This window comes from Brevundimonas diminuta (assembly GCF_039673845.1).
GTDB classification, from domain to species: domain Bacteria; phylum Pseudomonadota; class Alphaproteobacteria; order Caulobacterales; family Caulobacteraceae; genus Brevundimonas; species Brevundimonas diminuta_E.
In genome coordinates this window covers 161,316-176,975 of sequence record NZ_JBDJMK010000011.1, presented here as the reverse complement: position 1 = coordinate 176,975, position 15,660 = coordinate 161,316, and the positions used below count along the sequence as shown (strand labels likewise).

Genomic DNA, 15,660 nt, shown 5'->3' with positions numbered 1-15,660 from the left:
CTCGGAACGAAGACCCTGATGAACGCGATCCGAGCCTGAGGCCATCGCGCCTCGTCGCCACCTCGGCCTCATCGTGGATCAGCACGTTTTTACACGGCCTCGGTCGACAGCAGACATTGTGCAGTGCGCTGCAATGCGCCCTCAAACAGAGATCTTCACAGCAAGTTCCAGTGTGGGTCTACGGCTGTAGCCGCCTTCAACCACCACGGATTTTCTTGAAATTTTGCACCTGGCGTATCGAAGCAAAGCTTCGCTACGTAATGCATCATAGCATGTGGGGCGCGGACGCCCCGGGAGTGCGGTCTCAGATGGGGCCCTGTTGGATGTTTGCGCAGCGTTCATCCCTGATCGAAGGATGTGACTGGTCTGGCCGCAGTTCGTCAGGGAACGAGACTGTCGCCGGATGTCGGCGCGATAGGGGGCAGACGCAAGTCAATGACGTCGGGGCAGGGCTCATGTCCATGCTGGCGTGCGTAACGGGCGGCGCTGTCTGCTGACGCCATCATATGTGGCGCCTGTCTCTCGATCCGGTCGCCGATACGTAGGGCGTACTCATACCAGACATACGGTTCGCCGGCAGGCGTGGAGTGCGATATGCGAAGTACGACGGCTGTTGATGTCGCCATGTTTGCGTGCCTGCCAACACTGTTTAATACCCGCGAAATCCATGCCCTTGATCAGTGAACATTGTCCAGTCGAAAGGGGCCTTATTCACAACGCTTTCGGGATCGTTCGGAGCAGAAAGCCAGGCGGGCGCTATGAGCGCTGGGGGTGGCGAAAGAGCGCAGGCGCAAGGTCTGAACAAAAACGGACGCGGCTCATTTCCTCTACATGCCTCTTTTCCTTTTCGCTGTCGGCGCGGTGACGCTTGCGGTGGTCCTGACCGGGATTGACCGCGCTATTACGGGGGAGCGTTCTCGCCCGCCCGATCGGGATGTGGATGGCGAACCAGACGAGCCGGATGGACCAGCTCGCGGTTTGTAGGAAGCCCTTTGCGGAGGGCCCGTTCAGGGCTTTCCAATGCGCGACGCCGCGCCCGTGATCTTGCACAGATAGTCAGCCTGTGGGCGGCCTGTCTGCATGCCGCTGGGCGTAAGGATGCCGCCACGTGCGACGCAGTCGGCGTCGAGCTTGTCCATTTCCTGCTTATAGCTCGGCAGGTTGCGGTCGGTGGCGCAGGCGCCCAGGGTCAGAGGGGCGCTGATGGCGGCGAGAAGCAGAATGGGCAGACGCATGAGCGTCTCCTTCAACAATGTGCGGCGTTGAAACCTCGGGACATTAAGGGTCTGCCAGTCGGCGGCGTGACGCAAGGGCGCCGCCGCGCGATGCTTCAGCCCGCCAGCACGCCCAGATGCTCCAGCAGGATTTTGCAGCCCAGCGCGATCAGCGCCAGACCGCCGACCAGTTCGGCGACCCTGCCCAGTCGGATTCCGGCGGCCTTGCCGATCAACAGGCCGATGGTCGCCATGGCGAAGGTCGTGAAGCCGATGCAGAAGGCGATCAGCCAGATGTTGGCGTTCAACAGCGCCAGCCCGACCCCCACCGCGCCCGCGTCGATCGAGGTGCCGACGGCGGTGGCGACCAAGGCCAGCAGGCCGCGCGAGGCGGGGCGGGCGTCAGCCTCGGCCTCGTCCCGTTTCAGCGCCTCCCAGATCATCTTCAGGCCGACGGCGCCCAGCAGGCCGAAGGCGATCCAGTGGTCCACCGCCTCGACGAAATCAGCGGCGGCGACGCCCAGGGCGAAGCCGATCAGGGGGGTGACGGCCTCGACCACGCCGAAGACCAGTCCTGAACGCAGGGCCTGCGGCACGGTGGGGCGGTGTTGGGCGCCGCGTCCTATGGCGGCGGCGAAGGCGTCGGCGGACATGCTGATCGACAGCACCGCTATGGCGATCGGAGACATCATGGAGGAAACTGAAACTCGGCCGGGCGTATGACAGCACGCTCCACGCGCGGGCCGGCCCCGCAGGTGCAGCATGCTGGTCTCGCTAGGCGGATTGGACACCCGCTGATCGCGCCATGCCCCGCAAGGCAAGTATGTTGACGCGACCCCGACTGGAGATGTCGGAAGCTACTCCCCAACAGGAGGTCGATGTAGCGGGCGACGCCGGATGGATCAACCACAGCGCCCGCCGCAGCCGGTGACTTAGTGTTTCCAGACGCGGACAATCGGCTGCGTTTCCGCCGCCCCATGGCCAAAGGCGACAGAACCTCCCATCTGTGCTAAAGGCCGCCGCTTCACCCTTCGCCGCAGGACATCCGACCTTGAGCATTTCGCTCGATCTCTCGCGCGCCAGCGCCCCCGTTCAGGGCATGGTCAAGACGCCCGTCAACCTCAGCGGTCTGACGCGCGACGAACTGCGCCAGGCCCTGATCGACGCCGGGATCTGTCCGCCGGAGAAGGCCCGGATGCGCGCCTCCCAGGTGTGGCGCTGGATCCACCACTACGGCGTCACCGACTTCGCCCTGATGAGCGACGTGGCCAAGGATACCCGCGCCAAGCTGGCCGAAGCCTTCACCCTGGCCCGCCCCGAGATCGTCGAGCGTCAGGTGTCCAAGGACGGCACGCGCAAATGGCTGATCCGCACGGCGCCGGGCATTGAGATCGAGACCGTCTACATCCCCGACGTGGGCCGGGCCGGCGCCCTGTGCGTCTCGTCCCAGGTCGGCTGCACCCTGAACTGCACCTTCTGCCACACAGGCACGCAGAAGCTGGTCCGCAACCTGGCGACGGCCGAGATCGTGGCTCAGGTTCAGGTGGCCCGCGACGATCTGGACGAGTGGCCCTCGCCCAAGGAGGACCGTCGCCTGTCGAACATCGTCTTCATGGGCATGGGCGAGCCGCTCTACAATCTGGGCCACGTCGCCAACGCCATCGACATCATCTCCGACAACGAAGGCATCGCCCTGTCGCGACGCCGGATCACCGTGTCGACCTCGGGCGTCGTGCCGCAGCTGAACGCCCTGGGCGAGCGCACGGCGGCCATGCTGGCCATCAGCCTGCACGCCACCAACGACCCCTTGCGCGACCAGCTGGTGCCGCTGAACAAGAAGTATCCGCTGGATCAGCTGATGGCCGCCATCCGCGCCTATCCCGGCCTGTCCAACGCGCGCCGGGTGACGTTCGAATACGTCATGCTGAAGGGCGTTAACGACAGCCCGGCCGAGGCGCGCGCCCTGATCAAGCTGATCGAAGGCATTCCGTCCAAGGTCAACCTGATTCCGTTTAACCCCTGGCCTGGCACGGACTATCAGTGCTCGGACTGGAAGACGATCGAGACCTTCGCCGCCATCCTGAACAAGGCCGGTTACGCCAGCCCCATCCGAACCCCGCGCGGCCGCGACATCCTGGCCGCCTGCGGCCAGCTGAAGTCTGAGAGCGAAAAACTGCGGGCCTCTGCGCGCCTGAAGGCCGAGCGCGAAGAAGCCGACGCGGCCTAAAGCGGCTTCTGCATCATTTCGCGGTAGGTCAGACCCCCGATCGCTCCGGCGAGCGGCAATGCGGCCGCGAACGCCAGTCCCGTGAAGCCCAGTGCATGGCCCAGGAGAATCGCGCCGCCCAGTGTGGACAGCAACCCTCCGGCCAAGGCGGCAGTCCAGGCGCTATCAAGCTTCAGGCGCTTCAGCACCCATGCTGACGGCGCGCACAGCACGGCCGTTCCTATCAGGAAGCAGGGCAGGACCAGTATCAGGGAGGTGGGGATTATAAAGATGGCTAATCCGGCTAAGCTTTCGTCGCCTGCGAAGGTGCTGATGATCGCCAGCGCCAACCACTGCAGGGCGACGGCAAGAGCGGCGAAGAGGGTTGTCGCCAGCACCGCAAATATCCATCGTGTGAAGACTGAGATGGTCATGAGGCGGTCTTTTCAATATCTCTGATACGATCGATCAGGGTTTCAGGGGTCTGTACGTTCCACGCTAGTCCGAGGCGTTCCAGCAGGCTGATGAAACGGAAGCCCCAGTCGCTTTGGCCCGGATAGAGGCCGATGCGGGCCGAGCCGGGGAAGGCGTGGTGGTTGTTGTGCCAGGCCTCGCCCATGGTCGGGATGGCGGCCCAGGGCACGTCATGAGCCTGAATGCCGGCGCCGCGAACCCGCCATGTCTGAGGGCCGCGCCTGTGGGCCAGATGGCCGACGAACCAGTGGCCGGTCACGCTGATCGACACGCGAGCGCACACGCCCCATATGACGAAACCCCAGCCGCCCGCCAGCCATAGCAGGGCCGCAAGCGGCGCCTGCTGCAGCATCCATGTGCGTTCGAGGAAGCGGTAGAAGGGATCACGGGCGATCCGGCCCAGGTCGAAGGCGGGTGGATGCTGCAGGTCCAGGCGGCAGTGCATCTGCCAGACGGCGTCGGTGAGCATCGGGCGACGGTGCGCCAGATAGTCATGGCACGCCGACTGACGTTGCGCCCAGTCGCGCAGATCATGGGTGCGGATCATCCGCAAAGGTCCGCTCATGCCCACGACGACGCCGAACCACGCCAGGACCCGTTCCAGCCAGAGCGGGCACTCGAAACTGCCGTGGATCAGACGGCGATGAAACCCTACCGAATGGCCCAGCAGCAGCGTCGTCGCCGTCAGGAGGGTGAAGACGGCAAGGGCGGCGAAGCTGAACGTCGCTGCCCCGAACGCCAGCGTGGCCGCCAGCATGGCGCCATTCCACAGGGAAGGAACAGGATCCCATCGCACCTGTCCCGCGACGGCGTCGCAACCCGGCGTCTCAATCAGACTGTTCACGGCGCAGGGATCGTGTGTCACGGGCATGACCTCGAATGAAGATATTTAGGTAATAACTTAATTACTAAATTTTGATGCTTGGCAAGCCCCCTGCGAATTGCTTGAATGCCCCTTCATGCAACGTGTCTTTGAAGCTCTTTCCAGCCCGGTTCGGCGCAAGATTCTGGCCTATCTGACCCATGCCGAAATGACGGCGGGGGAGATTGCGGCCAAGTTCGATATCTCCAAGCCTGCGGTTTCCCAGCATCTGTCGGTGCTTGAAACAGCCGGCCTGTTGCAGAGCGAGAAGCGCGGCCAGTTCGTGCACTACAGTCTGGTGCGCGATCATCTGGCCAACACCCTGAACAGCTATGTTCAGGAGGTCTGCCCGGTCTCCCGGCCGTTGAAGCAGGACAGCGCCGGAATCGCCCGGGCGCGCCGGGACGCCGCGCCGGAGAACTGATCGGGCGCAGACGCTTTGTCCGCCGACTGTGGCGCGGGCGCCCTAGCGGAACGGTCAGGCTTTCGGGCAAGGGTGTTTTGGTTTCGTTCCCCTACAGGCTGGGAGGCTAGGGTTCGTCGTCATGGAGACCTCGTCGTTGCCGGGCGTTCTGTCGACCCCTGAACTCCAGGCGTTCGCGACGGGCTTTCCGATCCTGATGCTGCATCTGGTCGTGACCTTCGGCCTGCTGGCGGCGGGGGCGGCCGTCTACGCCCTGCTGACGCCGTGGCGCGAGATCGCCCTGATCCGTCAGGGCAACGCCGCCGCCGCCGTGGCCTTCGCCGGGGTGCTGGTCGGTCTGGCCATTCCGCTGGCGGTGTCCCTGTCGGTGTCGAACTCGATCCGCGACATCGCCATCTGGGGCGTGGCGACGGTGGTGCTGCAACTGCTGGCTTTCCGCGTCGTCGACTTCCTGCTGCACGGCCTGCCGCAGAGGATAGAGAAGGGCGAGATTTCCGCCGCCGTGGTCCTGGCCGGGGCCAAGCTGTCGACCGCCCTGATCCTGGCGGCCGCACTGACGGGTTGAGGGGGCGGCCTTGCGCTTTCCCCACCTTCCCGACTGGACGATCTACGCCGCCGTCATCGGGGTGATCCTGATCGCTTCGCTGAACCGGGGCGAGCGGGCCGATGCGCCGCATGATTTCCATGTCGATGATTCAAGCGGACCCTTGCTGGGACCGATCACGCCTTTTGATCCGTCCGTCACCGTCGACACGTCCGATGAGCATGAGCCGGTCTCAGGCACGGCCTTCTCCATCGCGGGGGACGGCCGCTGGATCACCGCCCGCCACGTGGTCGAAGGCTGCCGCAGGCCTGCGCTGATGATCGACAGAACGCGGGCGCTGGCGGCGGATGTCCGTCTGGCGGCGCGGGCGGATGTGGCGCTGCTGCTGACCGACGGCGGGCCGCCCGCCCTGCCGATCGCGGCCGAGGCGCCGCTCTATAAGGGTCAGCGCGCCTTTCACCCCGGTTTTCCGCAGGGCCAGCCGGGCGAGGTCGCCTCGCGCCTGATCGGCCGCGAGACGCTGAAGATCAGGGGCCATCGCTCCTATGACGAGCCGGTGCTGGCCTGGGCCGAGGCCGGACGCACGCGGGGGCTGAAAGGCACGCTGTCGGGCCTGTCGGGCGCGCCGGTGCTGGACCGCCGCGGACGGGTGCTGGGCGTCACCATCGCCGAATCGCCTCGGCGCGGCCGCATCTACACCACGGCGCCGGACACCTTCGTCCCGGCGGTCGGCGCCCAGCAGCGCGCCGATGAGGCCGCGCTGGGTCAGGCGGTCACGACCCAGAACTACGGCGCCGTCTCCGACCGTCTGCGCCGCGACCTGCGCGTCGCCCAGGTGGTGTGTCTGACGACGTGATTTTTCTCCCCATGTAATGGGGAGGTGGATCGGCGGCGAAGCCGTCGAGACGGAGGGGCCGCTTGGTTCCGCCGTCCTAGCCCCTCCACCACTTCGTGGTCCCCCTCCCCACTGAGTGGGGAGGAGAGGTTCGTTTACTTCAGCGTCGCGCTGTCCAGATTGAGCCCGTTCAGCGGGATGACCTCGACGTTCGGATGTTTCGCTCGCAGTTCGTCGATGAACTTCGAGGCGTCGCCGACCACGACGATGCTGGCCCGGTCCGTCGGCAGGTGCTGGGCGAAGGCCGCCTCGACCTGCTGCGGCGTGACGGCCCGGACACGCCCGGCGTAGTCGGCCAGATCGCTCATCGGCAGGTCGTACAGGGCCAAATTGGCGACCAGCCCGCCCAGCCCGTCGACCGTCTCCAGCGAGCGGCCGAAAGCGCCGATCAGGGTGGCGCGGCGCGGGGCCAGTTCGGCCTCGGTCGCCGGGGCGTCGCCCAGCTTGCCGATCTCGGCCAGCATCAGATCGACCACCTCGGCCGCCGACTCATTCTTGGTCTGGGTCGAGGCGGTGAAGACGCCCGTATCCGCCCGCGCGCCCAGCGACGATCCGGCGCCATAGGACAGGCCTTTCTCGATGCGGATCTTCTGGTTCAGCCGCGAGGAATAGCCGCCGCCCAGCAGGGTGTTGCCGACCGTCAGCGGGAAATAGTCGGCGTCGGTGCGGGTGACGCCGCGGATGGCGGCGAGGACCGCCGCCTGCCCAGCGCCCGGCTGGTCGATGACGACGACGCGCGGAGCCAGCGTCTGACCCGCCTTGTCGATGGCGGCCGGGGCGGGACCGGCGTCGCGCCAGTCGCCGAAGGCTTCATCCGCCAGAACCCGGGCCTCGGTCGGGGTCACATCGCCCGAGAAGACCAGCGTCGCCTGCGACGGGCGGAAGCGGTCGGAGTGGAACACCGCCACATCGTCGCGCGTCAGGGCGGGGATGCTGTTCACCGTGCCCGAACCCGGCGCGCCATAGGGGGCGGCGCCGTAGATCACGCGGCCGACCGCCTGTCCGGCGACGGCGCCGGGCTGGCTCAGCGCCACGCGCAGGCCGTCCAGCGTCTGGGCCTGCTGGCGCTCCAACTCCTCGGCGGCGAAGGTCGGATTGCGGACCAGATCGGCCATCAGGGTCAGGGTCTGGCCGAACACATCCTTGGGCGCATTGGCGTAGACATTGGTGAAGTCGGCGCCCGCGCCCGCGCCGATATTGGCGCCCAGCTGTTCGATGGCGGTGGCGATTTCCGGCGCGTCCTTCGTCGTCGTGCCCTGGGTCAGCAGGGCGGCGGTCATGGACGCGACGCCCGGCTTGCCCGCCGGATCATGGGCCGAACCGGCGTTGAGGTTCAGCCGCGCCGAAACCAGCGGCAGGCCGGTCGTCGGCGCGACCAGTACGCGCAGGCCGTTATCAAGGCGGAAATCGGCGATGGTCGGGGTGGCGGGCGACACTTCCGCCCCCGGCTGGGGCAGGCGGGCGCGCTCGGCTTCCGGCAGCAGGACCGCGACCGGACCGGCCGGGGCCAGGGCGGCGACCGTGACGGGGGCGTCGACGTTCTTCTTCTGCTCGCTGGGCGCATTGGCGTCGTCGGCGAGCAGGTAGTTGATGGTGATCTGGCGCTGCGGCGTCAGATAGCGACGTGCCACGCGCTGCACATCGGCGGCGGTGACGGCCTGAATCTCGGCGATCTCGCGGTCGGCGGCGGTCGCGTCGCCCGTCATGATCAGCGCCATGCCCAGCGTCGTGGCGCGGTCGTCGATGCTTTCACGGCCGCGCAGGGCGTCGGCGACCAGCTCGTTCTTGGCCTCGGCCAGTTCGGCGGCTGTGACAGTCTCGTCGCGCAGGCGTGCGATCTCGGCCTCCAGCGCGGCCTTGCCGGTCTCGACCGTCTGGCCGTCGGCCATGATGGCGTAGGCGGCCAGATTGCCCGCCTGCTGGGCGAAGTCGGGGTTGGAGCCCGCTGAGGCGGCGATCTGCTTGTCATAGACCAGCGAGCGGTACAGGCGGCTGCTTTCGCCGGTCGACAGGATGCCGTCCAGCACCGTCAGGGCCGCACGGTCGGCGCTCTTATAGGCCACCGTGTTCCACGCCAGCGCCACGGCGGGCAGAGGCACGTTCGGCGCATAATAGGTGGCGGTGCGCGGGCCGGTCGGCTCGGGCTCCTTCACGTTGTGGGTCGGCATGGGCGTCGACGGCCGCTTCAGCGGGGCGAAATACTGATCGACCCAGCCGTCCAGCTGCGCCTGATCGAAGTTCCCCGCCACGATCAGTATGGCGTTGTCCGGCCGGTAATAGGTGGCGTGGAAACGCAGCACCTCGTCCAGGGTCGAGGCGTCCAGTTCCTCGATCGAGCCGATGCCGGGGCGGCGATAGGGGTGGTCCTGATAGATGGTCTCGGGCGCGAACAGGCCGAACAGGCGGCCGTAGGGGCTGGCCAGAATCCGCTGGCGGTATTCCTCCTTCACCACGTCGCGCTCGGAGACGAAGTTGGCCTCGTCGACGACCAGCGAACCCATGCGGTCCGCCTCGGCGAACAGGATGCGCTGCAGGTGGTTGGCCGGGACGACCTCGTAATAGGCGGTCACGTCGTCGGCGGTGAAGGCGTTGTTGAAGCCGCCGACGTCCTCGGTCAGACGGTCGAACGTCTCGGACGGCATGTTCTTCGTCGCCTTGAACAGCAGGTGTTCGAACAGGTGGGCGAAGCCCGAACGGCCCGCCGGATCGTCCTTCGATCCGACGCGATACCAGACCTGAACCGTGACGTTGGAGGTCGAGGCGTCGCGCGCCGTATAGACCTCCATGCCGTTGGCCAGCACCCGCTTGTGGAAGCCCAGCGGCGGCACCACGACCCCGCCCTGAGCAGCGGTGGCTGCGGCAGGCGGCGACTTGGCCGAAGCGGCGGAGACGGCGGGCAGACCAAACAGCAGCGCCGAGGCGCAGACGGTCAGGATCAGGCGATTCTTCATGGCGGACGGCCTTTCAGCGCCCGCGCTCGAAGAAACGGGCGCAGAAAACCTAGCAGGCCGAAGAGCCGCCGCACACCTTACGGTGCTGTAATGAAGCGGGAGGTTCCTTTCCCACTGAACCGACGGAGCGAGTCCAAAGAAAAAGGCGGGCCGCTTTTGCGAACCCGCCATATTTCAAGTGCATGGACACTCAAGCCGTAAGGGACGGCTTGGCGCGCGTCAGCGCGCCTTAGATCAAACTACCGTGGCAGTGCTTGAACTTCCGGCCCGAGCCGCAGGGGCAGTCGCCGTTGCGGCTGGTGCGTTCCCAGCCGACGGGCAGGGCCTCGACCGGCAGCCTGGAGCGGTCGTCGCCGGTCAGCATGCCTTCCGGGTTCTGGGCCATCGGGTTCAGCATTTCGTTTTCGCCGGTGCCGGGGTTCAGGTGGATTTCCTGGAACTCGGGCATTTCCATCGGCGGGGGCGCCTGGAACTGGAACTCGACCGTCATCAGCCAGCGCGTGACGTTGTGGCGCAGGTCGTGCAGCAGCGTCTCGAACAGGTTGAAGGCTTCGGTCTTGTATTCGTTCAGCGGGTCGCGCTGGCCGTAGCCGCGCAGTCCGATGACGCCGCGCAGGTGATCCAGATGGACCAGATGCTCGCGCCACTGCATGTCGATCATCTGCAGCATGAACTGCTTTTCGAGGCCGCGGGTCTGATCGGCGCCGATCAGCTCCAGTCGTTCGGCGGCGCGAGCGTCGGCGGCGACGACGATGCGTTCCTCGATCTCTTCGTTGGAGACGCCTTCCTCGGCGGCCCAGTCATGTAGCGGCAGTTCCAGGCCGAGGGTGGACTTCACCTTCTCGTCCAGACCGTCGATGTCCCACTGCTCGGCATAGGCCTTGGGCGGCATATAGCGTTCGACCAGGTCGTTGATCGCATCGTTGCGGAAGTCGCCGACCAGTTCCGACAGGTCCTCGGAGTCCATGAACTCCTGACGCTGTTCGAACACGGCCTTGCGCTGGTCGTTCACGACATCGTCGTACTTCAGCACGTTCTTGCGCATGTCGTAGTTGCGGGCTTCGACGCGCTTCTGGGCGGTTTCGACGGCGCGGTTCAGCCACGGGTGGCTGATGGCCTCGCCCTCGGCCACGCCGAAGGACTTCATGATGCTGTCCAGACGGTCGCCGGCGAAGATGCGCAGCAGATCGTCTTCGCAGGACAGGTAGAATTTCGAGGTGCCGGGGTCGCCCTGACGGCCCGTCCGGCCGCGCAGCTGGTTGTCGATGCGGCGGCTCTCGTGGCGCTCGGTGCCCAGAACGAACAGGCCCCCGGCGGCCATGGCCTGTTCGCGGGCGGCGGCGATCTCGGCTTTGAACTCGACTTCCTTCGCGGCGAGGTCTTCGGGCGTGACCTCGACGGCCATGTTGCGCTGTTCCTGGGTCCAGCGCTGGATGCGCATTTCCAGGTTGCCGCCCAGCTGGATGTCGGTGCCGCGACCGGCCATGTTGGTGGCGATGGTCACCGCGCCCGGCAGACCGGCGTCGGCGACGATATAGGCTTCCTGCTCGTGCTGGCGCGCGTTCAGGACGTTGTGCGGAATGCCGCGGCCGGTGGCGTATTCGATGTCATAGGCGTCGTCGCCGACCTTCTGCGCTTCCTTTTCGCGGCCCGCATATTCGCGCTTGAGGGTGCGCGAGCGCTCGACCTTGTAGCTGTAGGTCTTCAGGACTTCGGACAGTTCTTCGGAGTTCTCGATCGAGACGGTGCCGACCAGGATCGGCTGGCCGCGAACGTGGCATTCCGCGATCTGGGCGGCGATGGCGGCGTTCTTTTCCTTGAAGGTGCGATAGACTTCGTCGTCGTAATCCTTGCGCTGGATCGGACGGTTGGTCGGCACTTCCAGGACGTCCATCTTGTAGATGTCGAGGAATTCCTGGGCCTCGGTGGCGGCCGTGCCGGTCATGCCGGACAGCTTTTCGTAGAGGCGGAAATAGTTCTGGATCGTCACCGAGGCCAGGGTCTGGTTCTCGGGCATGATCTTGACGTCTTCCTTGGCCTCGATGGCCTGGTGAAGACCTTCGGACAGGCGACGGCCCGTCATCATGCGGCCGGTGTATTCATCGATCAGGACGATCTCGCCGTCCTTGATGATGTAGTCCTTGTCGCGCGTGTACAGCGTGTTGGCGCGCAGGGCCTGATTGGTGTGGTGGACCAGGCTGACGTTGGCCGGGTCATACAGGTCGACGGTGTCCTCGGCGAAGTGGCCGGCTTCCTGAAGCATCTGCTCCATCCGCTCCGAGCCCAGCTCGGTCAGCAGGGCCTGACGCTGCTTCTCGTCGAGGTCGTAGGTGTCCTTGTCCTTGACCAGTTCCTTCACCAGAGCGTCCAGCACCTTGTAGAGGTCCGAACGGTCCTCGGTCGGGCCCGAGATGATCAGCGGCGTGCGCGCCTCGTCGATCAGGATGGAGTCGACTTCGTCGACGATGGCGAAGTGGTGGCCGCGCTGCACCATCTCGCGACGGTCGTAGACCAGGTTGTCGCGCAGATAGTCGAAGCCGAATTCGTTGTTGGTGCCGTAGGTGATGTCGGCGTTGTAGGCCATCTGGCGCTGGCCCTGCGACAGGCCGTTGACGATGACGCCGACCTCAAGGCCCAGGAAGCGATAGACCCTGCCCATCTGCTCCGCGTCGCGGCGGGCCAGATAGTCGTTGACGGTGACGACGTGGACGCCCTTGCCCGTCAGGGCGTTCAGATAGACCGGGGCCACGGCGACCAGGGTCTTGCCCTCACCGGTGCGCATTTCAGCGATGCCGCCTTCATGCAGGATCATGCCGCCGGTCATCTGCACGTCGTACTGACGCTGGCCCAGCACGCGCTTGGAGGCCTCGCGCACCACGGCGAAGGCTTCGTTCTGCAGCTTGTCCAGACTTTCGCCGCCTTCGATGCGGTCCCGGAAGGTCTGCGTCATCATGCGCAGTTCGTCGTCCGAGAAGGCCTCGAACTTGGATTCAAGGGCGTTGATCTTCTCGACCTGGCCCATGAAGGCCTTGACCTTGCGGTCGTTGGAGGAACCGAGGAGTTTCTTGGCGAAGCCGAGCATGGGCGATCCGGGTCAGGCGGTCGAGCGGCTGAAGGCTCTGAGAAAGACAGGTTTCCGCCCGGTCGATAAGGCCGCGATCACGCCGGCCCCCGGCCTTCCCTGCTGATGAGGGCGCGCGAAGGGCCGCGCAGACGATCGAAAACCCCTCGACTTGGGCGCAGGCGGGACTTAAGCACCGGCCTTACCCCTGTCAACGCGAGGGGCTTTTTAAGCCGCAGCGTTTCAGGCGCGAACGGTCGCCACGGCGGCCTGCCCACAGACCCTTGCCCGGAGCGTCCGATGCGAGCGCGGCGTCCCCTCCACAGCCTGTTTCTGGTCGCCGTCGCCGGTCTGGCGCTGGGCGTGGCCGCCTGCGGGCGCGGGGCGGACGAGGCTGCGCCGGAAAAGGACGACCGCGTCGTGGCCCGCGTCAACGACCGCGCCGTCTGGGCCTCGGACGTGCGCCGCGAGGCGGTGGCGCAGGGTCTGATCGGCGAGGATGATCCGCTGGACGCTTCATCCGAACTGTTCCGCCGGGTAATGGACGAGGTGGTCGATCAGAAGCTGCTGGCGGCCGAGGCCTCGCGTCGCGGCCTTGATTCCAGCCCCGCGGCCCAGCGCCGTCTGGAGGCCGTGCGCGAACGCATTCTGGGCGACATGCTGGTCGAGAAGGTGGTGTCCGGCGCCGTCTCCGAACAGGCGGTTGAGCGCCTTTATAATGAGCAGCAGCGACTGGCCCGCGCCACCGAAGAGGTGCGGGTGCGCCTGATCCTGGCTCCGACCAAGGAGCAGGCCGACGCCGTTCTGGGCGTGCTGGGTCAGGGCGCGGCGTTCGAGGCTGTGGCCGTACAGCGCTCCATCGACGAGGCCACACGCTATTCCGGCGGCGATCTGGGCTATTCGACGCTGGACGTCCTGCCCGCCCCCTATGCGGCGGCCCTGCTGGGCAAGGCGCCGGGGCAGGTCGTCGGTCCGGTCGAGACGGGAACTGGCTGGGCCGTGCTGAAGATCGAGGATCGCCGCATCGAGACGCCGCCGACGCTGGAACAGGCGCGGCCGCAGATCGTGCGCTATCTGACCTATGAAGGCGTGCGGCAGCTGCTTGAACAACTGCGCGGCAAGGCCAGCGTCGAGATCACGCTGGATGACCCCAAGGCCCCCAAGGCGCCCGCCGCCGCCGCGCCCGCCCTTCAAAACTCCGCTCCTCCCCCTGCCGGAAAAGCTTCATGAGCCAGCCGCCTTCCAAGTCCGCCTCGACCGGCAAGATGATTGAAACCGCCCTTGAAAAGGCGCTGGATCCGCTGGCCTCGGCGCTGAAACGCGCGACCCAGTCGGCGTCGCCTGCAAAGACGGACGCCGCGCCGGGCAAGCCGGGCCTGATGATCTCGCCGCTGGCCGTGCCTTTCCCGGCCATTCCGCCCATCGGAGGGGTCGAGATCGCGACGGCGCGCGCGGGCTTCTACAAGCACGAGCGCGACGATCTGGTGGTCTTCCGCTTTCCGCAGGGCGCGTCCTGCGCGGGCGTCTTCACCCGGCACAAGGTCGGCTCGGCCCCGGTCGACTGGTGCAAGCGTCATCTGGACGCCGACAAGGGCGGCGAGGGGGTCAAGGCCCTGGTCGTCAACGCCGGTTGCGCCAACGCCTTCACCGGCAAGGCCGGCGCCGACGCCGCGCGGCGTACGGCCTCTGAAATCGCCAAACGCTTCGACTGTCGCCAGCGCGACGTCATGCTGGCCTCGACCGGCGTCATCGGCGTGGTGCTGGACGACAAGAAGATCACCGCCCGCCTGTCCGATGTCGAAGCCGGTCTGAAGGCTGACAACTGGGCGCAGGCCGGTCTGGGCATCATGACCACGGACACCTTCCCCAAGGGGTCTTACGCCGAGTGCGAGATCGAAGGCGTCAAGGTCCGCATCGCCGGCATCGCCAAGGGCTCGGGCATGATCGCGCCGGACATGGCGACCATGCTGGCCTTCATCGTCACCGACGCCGACATCGCCCCGCCGGTGCTGAAGGCCCTGCTGAACCTGCACGTCCGCACCACCTTCAACTCGGTGACGGTGGACGGCGACACCTCGACCAATGACACGGCGCTGCTGTTCGCCACGGGGGCGTCCGGCGCGCCGCGCATCGGCCGCGTCGGCGACCGCCGCCTGAAGGAGTTCTCGGCGGCGCTGGACGACGTCATGCTCGATCTGGCCCACCAGCTGGTGAAGGACGGCGAGGGCGCGACCAAATTCGTCAAGGTGACGGTGGAGGGCGCCGCTTCGCCCGCCTCGGCGCGCAAACTGGCCAAGTCGATCGCCGACAGCCCTCTGGTCAAGACCGCCATCGCGGGCGAGGACGCCAACTGGGGCCGCATTGTCATGGCCGTGGGCAAGACCGAGGAGGCGGTCGACCGCGACCGTCTGGCCATCCGCTTCGGTCCGCACGTCGCCGCCGTCGACGGCGCACCCTCGCCGACCTACGACGAGGCGGTCATGAGCGCCTATATGAAGAACCCCGAGATCGACATCACCGTCCATGTCGCCTCGGGCCGGGCCGCGGCGACGGTGTGGACCTGCGACCTGACCAAACGCTACATTGAGATCAACGGGGACTACCGCTCGTGAGCGAGACGCCCGCCGTTCCCACCGTCCTGGTTGTCGCCGCCGTCCTGATCGACCCGGACGGCCGCGTGCTGATCGCCAAACGGCCCGAGGGCAAGCAACTGGCGGGCCTGTGGGAGTTTCCCGGCGGCAAGGTCGAGCCGGGCGAGCGGCCCGAAGCCGCCCTGATCCGTGAGCTGAAGGAAGAACTGGGCATCGACGTGAAGGAGGCCTGTCTCGCCCCCTTCGTGTTTACCAGTCACGCTTACGAATCCTTTCATCTGTTGATGCCACTCTACCTGTGCCGGCGCTGGTCCGGCGTGGTCGAGGCGCGCGAGCACGCGGGTCTGGCCTGGGTGAAGCCGGACAAGCTGTCGGCCTATCCCATGCCTCCGGCCGACGAACCGCTGATCGCCTGGTTGCGCGATCTGCTCTGACGGG

At 66.4% G+C, this 15,660-nt stretch carries 13 protein-coding genes and 1 riboswitch; of the genes, 7 read left to right on the top strand and 6 right to left on the bottom strand.

Going from position 1 to position 15,660, the window contains the following annotated elements:
• Positions 1 to 1,007: 1,007 nt before the first annotated feature.
• Both ABE454_RS13825 and ABE454_RS13820 read right to left on the bottom strand, forming a co-directional pair.
• Positions 1,008 to 1,235: a hypothetical protein gene (locus tag ABE454_RS13825; RefSeq protein ID WP_346532541.1), complete on the bottom strand. Its 228-nt coding sequence runs from the start codon at positions 1,233 to 1,235 to the stop codon at positions 1,008 to 1,010.
• 95 nt (positions 1,236 to 1,330) lie between these two features.
• Positions 1,331 to 1,906, bottom strand: a complete 576-nt coding sequence (locus ABE454_RS13820; protein WP_346532539.1) for a manganese efflux pump MntP — start codon at positions 1,904 to 1,906, stop codon at positions 1,331 to 1,333.
• 12 nt (positions 1,907 to 1,918) lie between these two features.
• Positions 1,919 to 2,089: riboswitch (yybP-ykoY riboswitch) on the bottom strand.
• 176 nt (positions 2,090 to 2,265) lie between these two features.
• On the opposite strand from ABE454_RS13820, the gene rlmN reads away from it, so the two are divergent.
• Complete coding sequence (rlmN, locus tag ABE454_RS13815) at positions 2,266 to 3,441, top strand: 23S rRNA (adenine(2503)-C(2))-methyltransferase RlmN (protein ID WP_346532538.1); 1,176 nt, start codon at positions 2,266 to 2,268, stop codon at positions 3,439 to 3,441.
• On the opposite strand, the gene ABE454_RS13810 is transcribed toward rlmN, so the two are convergent.
• Both ABE454_RS13810 and ABE454_RS13805 read right to left on the bottom strand, forming a co-directional pair.
• Entirely contained in the window at positions 3,438 to 3,854 is a 417-nt protein-coding gene (locus ABE454_RS13810; RefSeq protein WP_346532536.1) for a hypothetical protein, read from the bottom strand. The two genes, rlmN and ABE454_RS13810, sit on opposite strands and share 4 nt — an antisense overlap.
• A complete protein-coding gene (locus ABE454_RS13805; RefSeq protein WP_346532535.1) occupies positions 3,851 to 4,738 on the bottom strand; it encodes an acyl-CoA desaturase in 888 nt (295 codons plus the stop codon). Before ABE454_RS13805 ends, ABE454_RS13810 begins: the two co-directional genes overlap by 4 nt.
• Positions 4,739 to 4,853: 115 nt before the next feature.
• On the opposite strand from ABE454_RS13805, the gene ABE454_RS13800 reads away from it, so the two are divergent.
• From ABE454_RS13800 to ABE454_RS13790, 3 genes are all read left to right on the top strand, one after another.
• Positions 4,854 to 5,180 carry a metalloregulator ArsR/SmtB family transcription factor gene (locus ABE454_RS13800; protein ID WP_346532533.1) on the top strand — a complete coding sequence of 109 codons (327 nt, stop codon included), beginning with the start codon at positions 4,854 to 4,856 and terminating at the stop codon, positions 5,178 to 5,180.
• 121 nt (positions 5,181 to 5,301) lie between these two features.
• Positions 5,302 to 5,745, top strand: a complete 444-nt coding sequence (locus tag ABE454_RS13795) for a DUF350 domain-containing protein (protein WP_346532531.1) — start codon at positions 5,302 to 5,304, stop codon at positions 5,743 to 5,745.
• Positions 5,746 to 5,755: 10 nt separating this feature from the next.
• Complete coding sequence (locus ABE454_RS13790) at positions 5,756 to 6,580, top strand: S1 family peptidase (RefSeq protein WP_346532529.1); 825 nt, start codon at positions 5,756 to 5,758, stop codon at positions 6,578 to 6,580.
• 134 nt (positions 6,581 to 6,714) lie between these two features.
• Here the strand turns inward: ABE454_RS13790 and ABE454_RS13785 are convergent, their stop codons facing one another.
• Both ABE454_RS13785 and secA read right to left on the bottom strand, forming a co-directional pair.
• Positions 6,715 to 9,570 carry a M16 family metallopeptidase gene (locus tag ABE454_RS13785; RefSeq protein WP_346532527.1) on the bottom strand — a complete coding sequence of 952 codons (2,856 nt, stop codon included), beginning with the start codon at positions 9,568 to 9,570 and terminating at the stop codon, positions 6,715 to 6,717.
• Positions 9,571 to 9,799: 229 nt separating this feature from the next.
• Positions 9,800 to 12,652: a preprotein translocase subunit SecA gene (secA, locus tag ABE454_RS13780; RefSeq protein WP_346532525.1), complete on the bottom strand. Its 2,853-nt coding sequence runs from the start codon at positions 12,650 to 12,652 to the stop codon at positions 9,800 to 9,802.
• Positions 12,653 to 12,931: 279 nt separating this feature from the next.
• On the opposite strand from secA, the gene ABE454_RS13775 reads away from it, so the two are divergent.
• From ABE454_RS13775 to ABE454_RS13765, 3 genes are read left to right on the top strand one after another with little or no spacing between them, the layout of a single operon-like run.
• Entirely contained in the window at positions 12,932 to 13,861 is a 930-nt protein-coding gene (locus ABE454_RS13775; RefSeq protein ID WP_346532523.1) for a peptidylprolyl isomerase, read from the top strand.
• Positions 13,858 to 15,243, top strand: a complete 1,386-nt coding sequence (gene argJ / locus ABE454_RS13770; protein ID WP_346532522.1) for a bifunctional glutamate N-acetyltransferase/amino-acid acetyltransferase ArgJ — start codon at positions 13,858 to 13,860, stop codon at positions 15,241 to 15,243. The genes ABE454_RS13775 and argJ overlap by 4 nt, the downstream gene beginning before the upstream one ends.
• Entirely contained in the window at positions 15,240 to 15,656 is a 417-nt protein-coding gene (locus ABE454_RS13765) for a (deoxy)nucleoside triphosphate pyrophosphohydrolase (RefSeq protein WP_346532520.1), read from the top strand. Before argJ ends, ABE454_RS13765 begins: the two co-directional genes overlap by 4 nt.
• Positions 15,657 to 15,660: the final 4 nt, after the last annotated feature.

Bases quoted from the DNA above. Each gene is read 5' to 3' on its own strand.
- ABE454_RS13785 (WP_346532527.1), bottom strand. From the start codon at position 9,570: ATGAAGAATCGCCTGATCCTGACCGTCTGCGCCTCGGCGCTGCTGTTT.
- ABE454_RS13775 (WP_346532523.1), top strand. From the start codon at position 12,932: ATGCGAGCGCGGCGTCCCCTCCACAGCCTGTTTCTGGTCGCCGTCGCC.
- ABE454_RS13825 (WP_346532541.1), bottom strand. From the start codon at position 1,235: ATGCGTCTGCCCATTCTGCTTCTCGCCGCCATCAGCGCCCCTCTGACC.
- ABE454_RS13795 (WP_346532531.1), top strand. From the start codon at position 5,302: ATGGAGACCTCGTCGTTGCCGGGCGTTCTGTCGACCCCTGAACTCCAG.
- argJ (WP_346532522.1), top strand. From the start codon at position 13,858: ATGAGCCAGCCGCCTTCCAAGTCCGCCTCGACCGGCAAGATGATTGAA.
- ABE454_RS13810 (WP_346532536.1), bottom strand. From the start codon at position 3,854: ATGACCATCTCAGTCTTCACACGATGGATATTTGCGGTGCTGGCGACA.
- ABE454_RS13800 (WP_346532533.1), top strand. From the start codon at position 4,854: ATGCAACGTGTCTTTGAAGCTCTTTCCAGCCCGGTTCGGCGCAAGATT.
- ABE454_RS13820 (WP_346532539.1), bottom strand. From the start codon at position 1,906: ATGATGTCTCCGATCGCCATAGCGGTGCTGTCGATCAGCATGTCCGCC.
- secA (WP_346532525.1), bottom strand. From the start codon at position 12,652: ATGCTCGGCTTCGCCAAGAAACTCCTCGGTTCCTCCAACGACCGCAAG.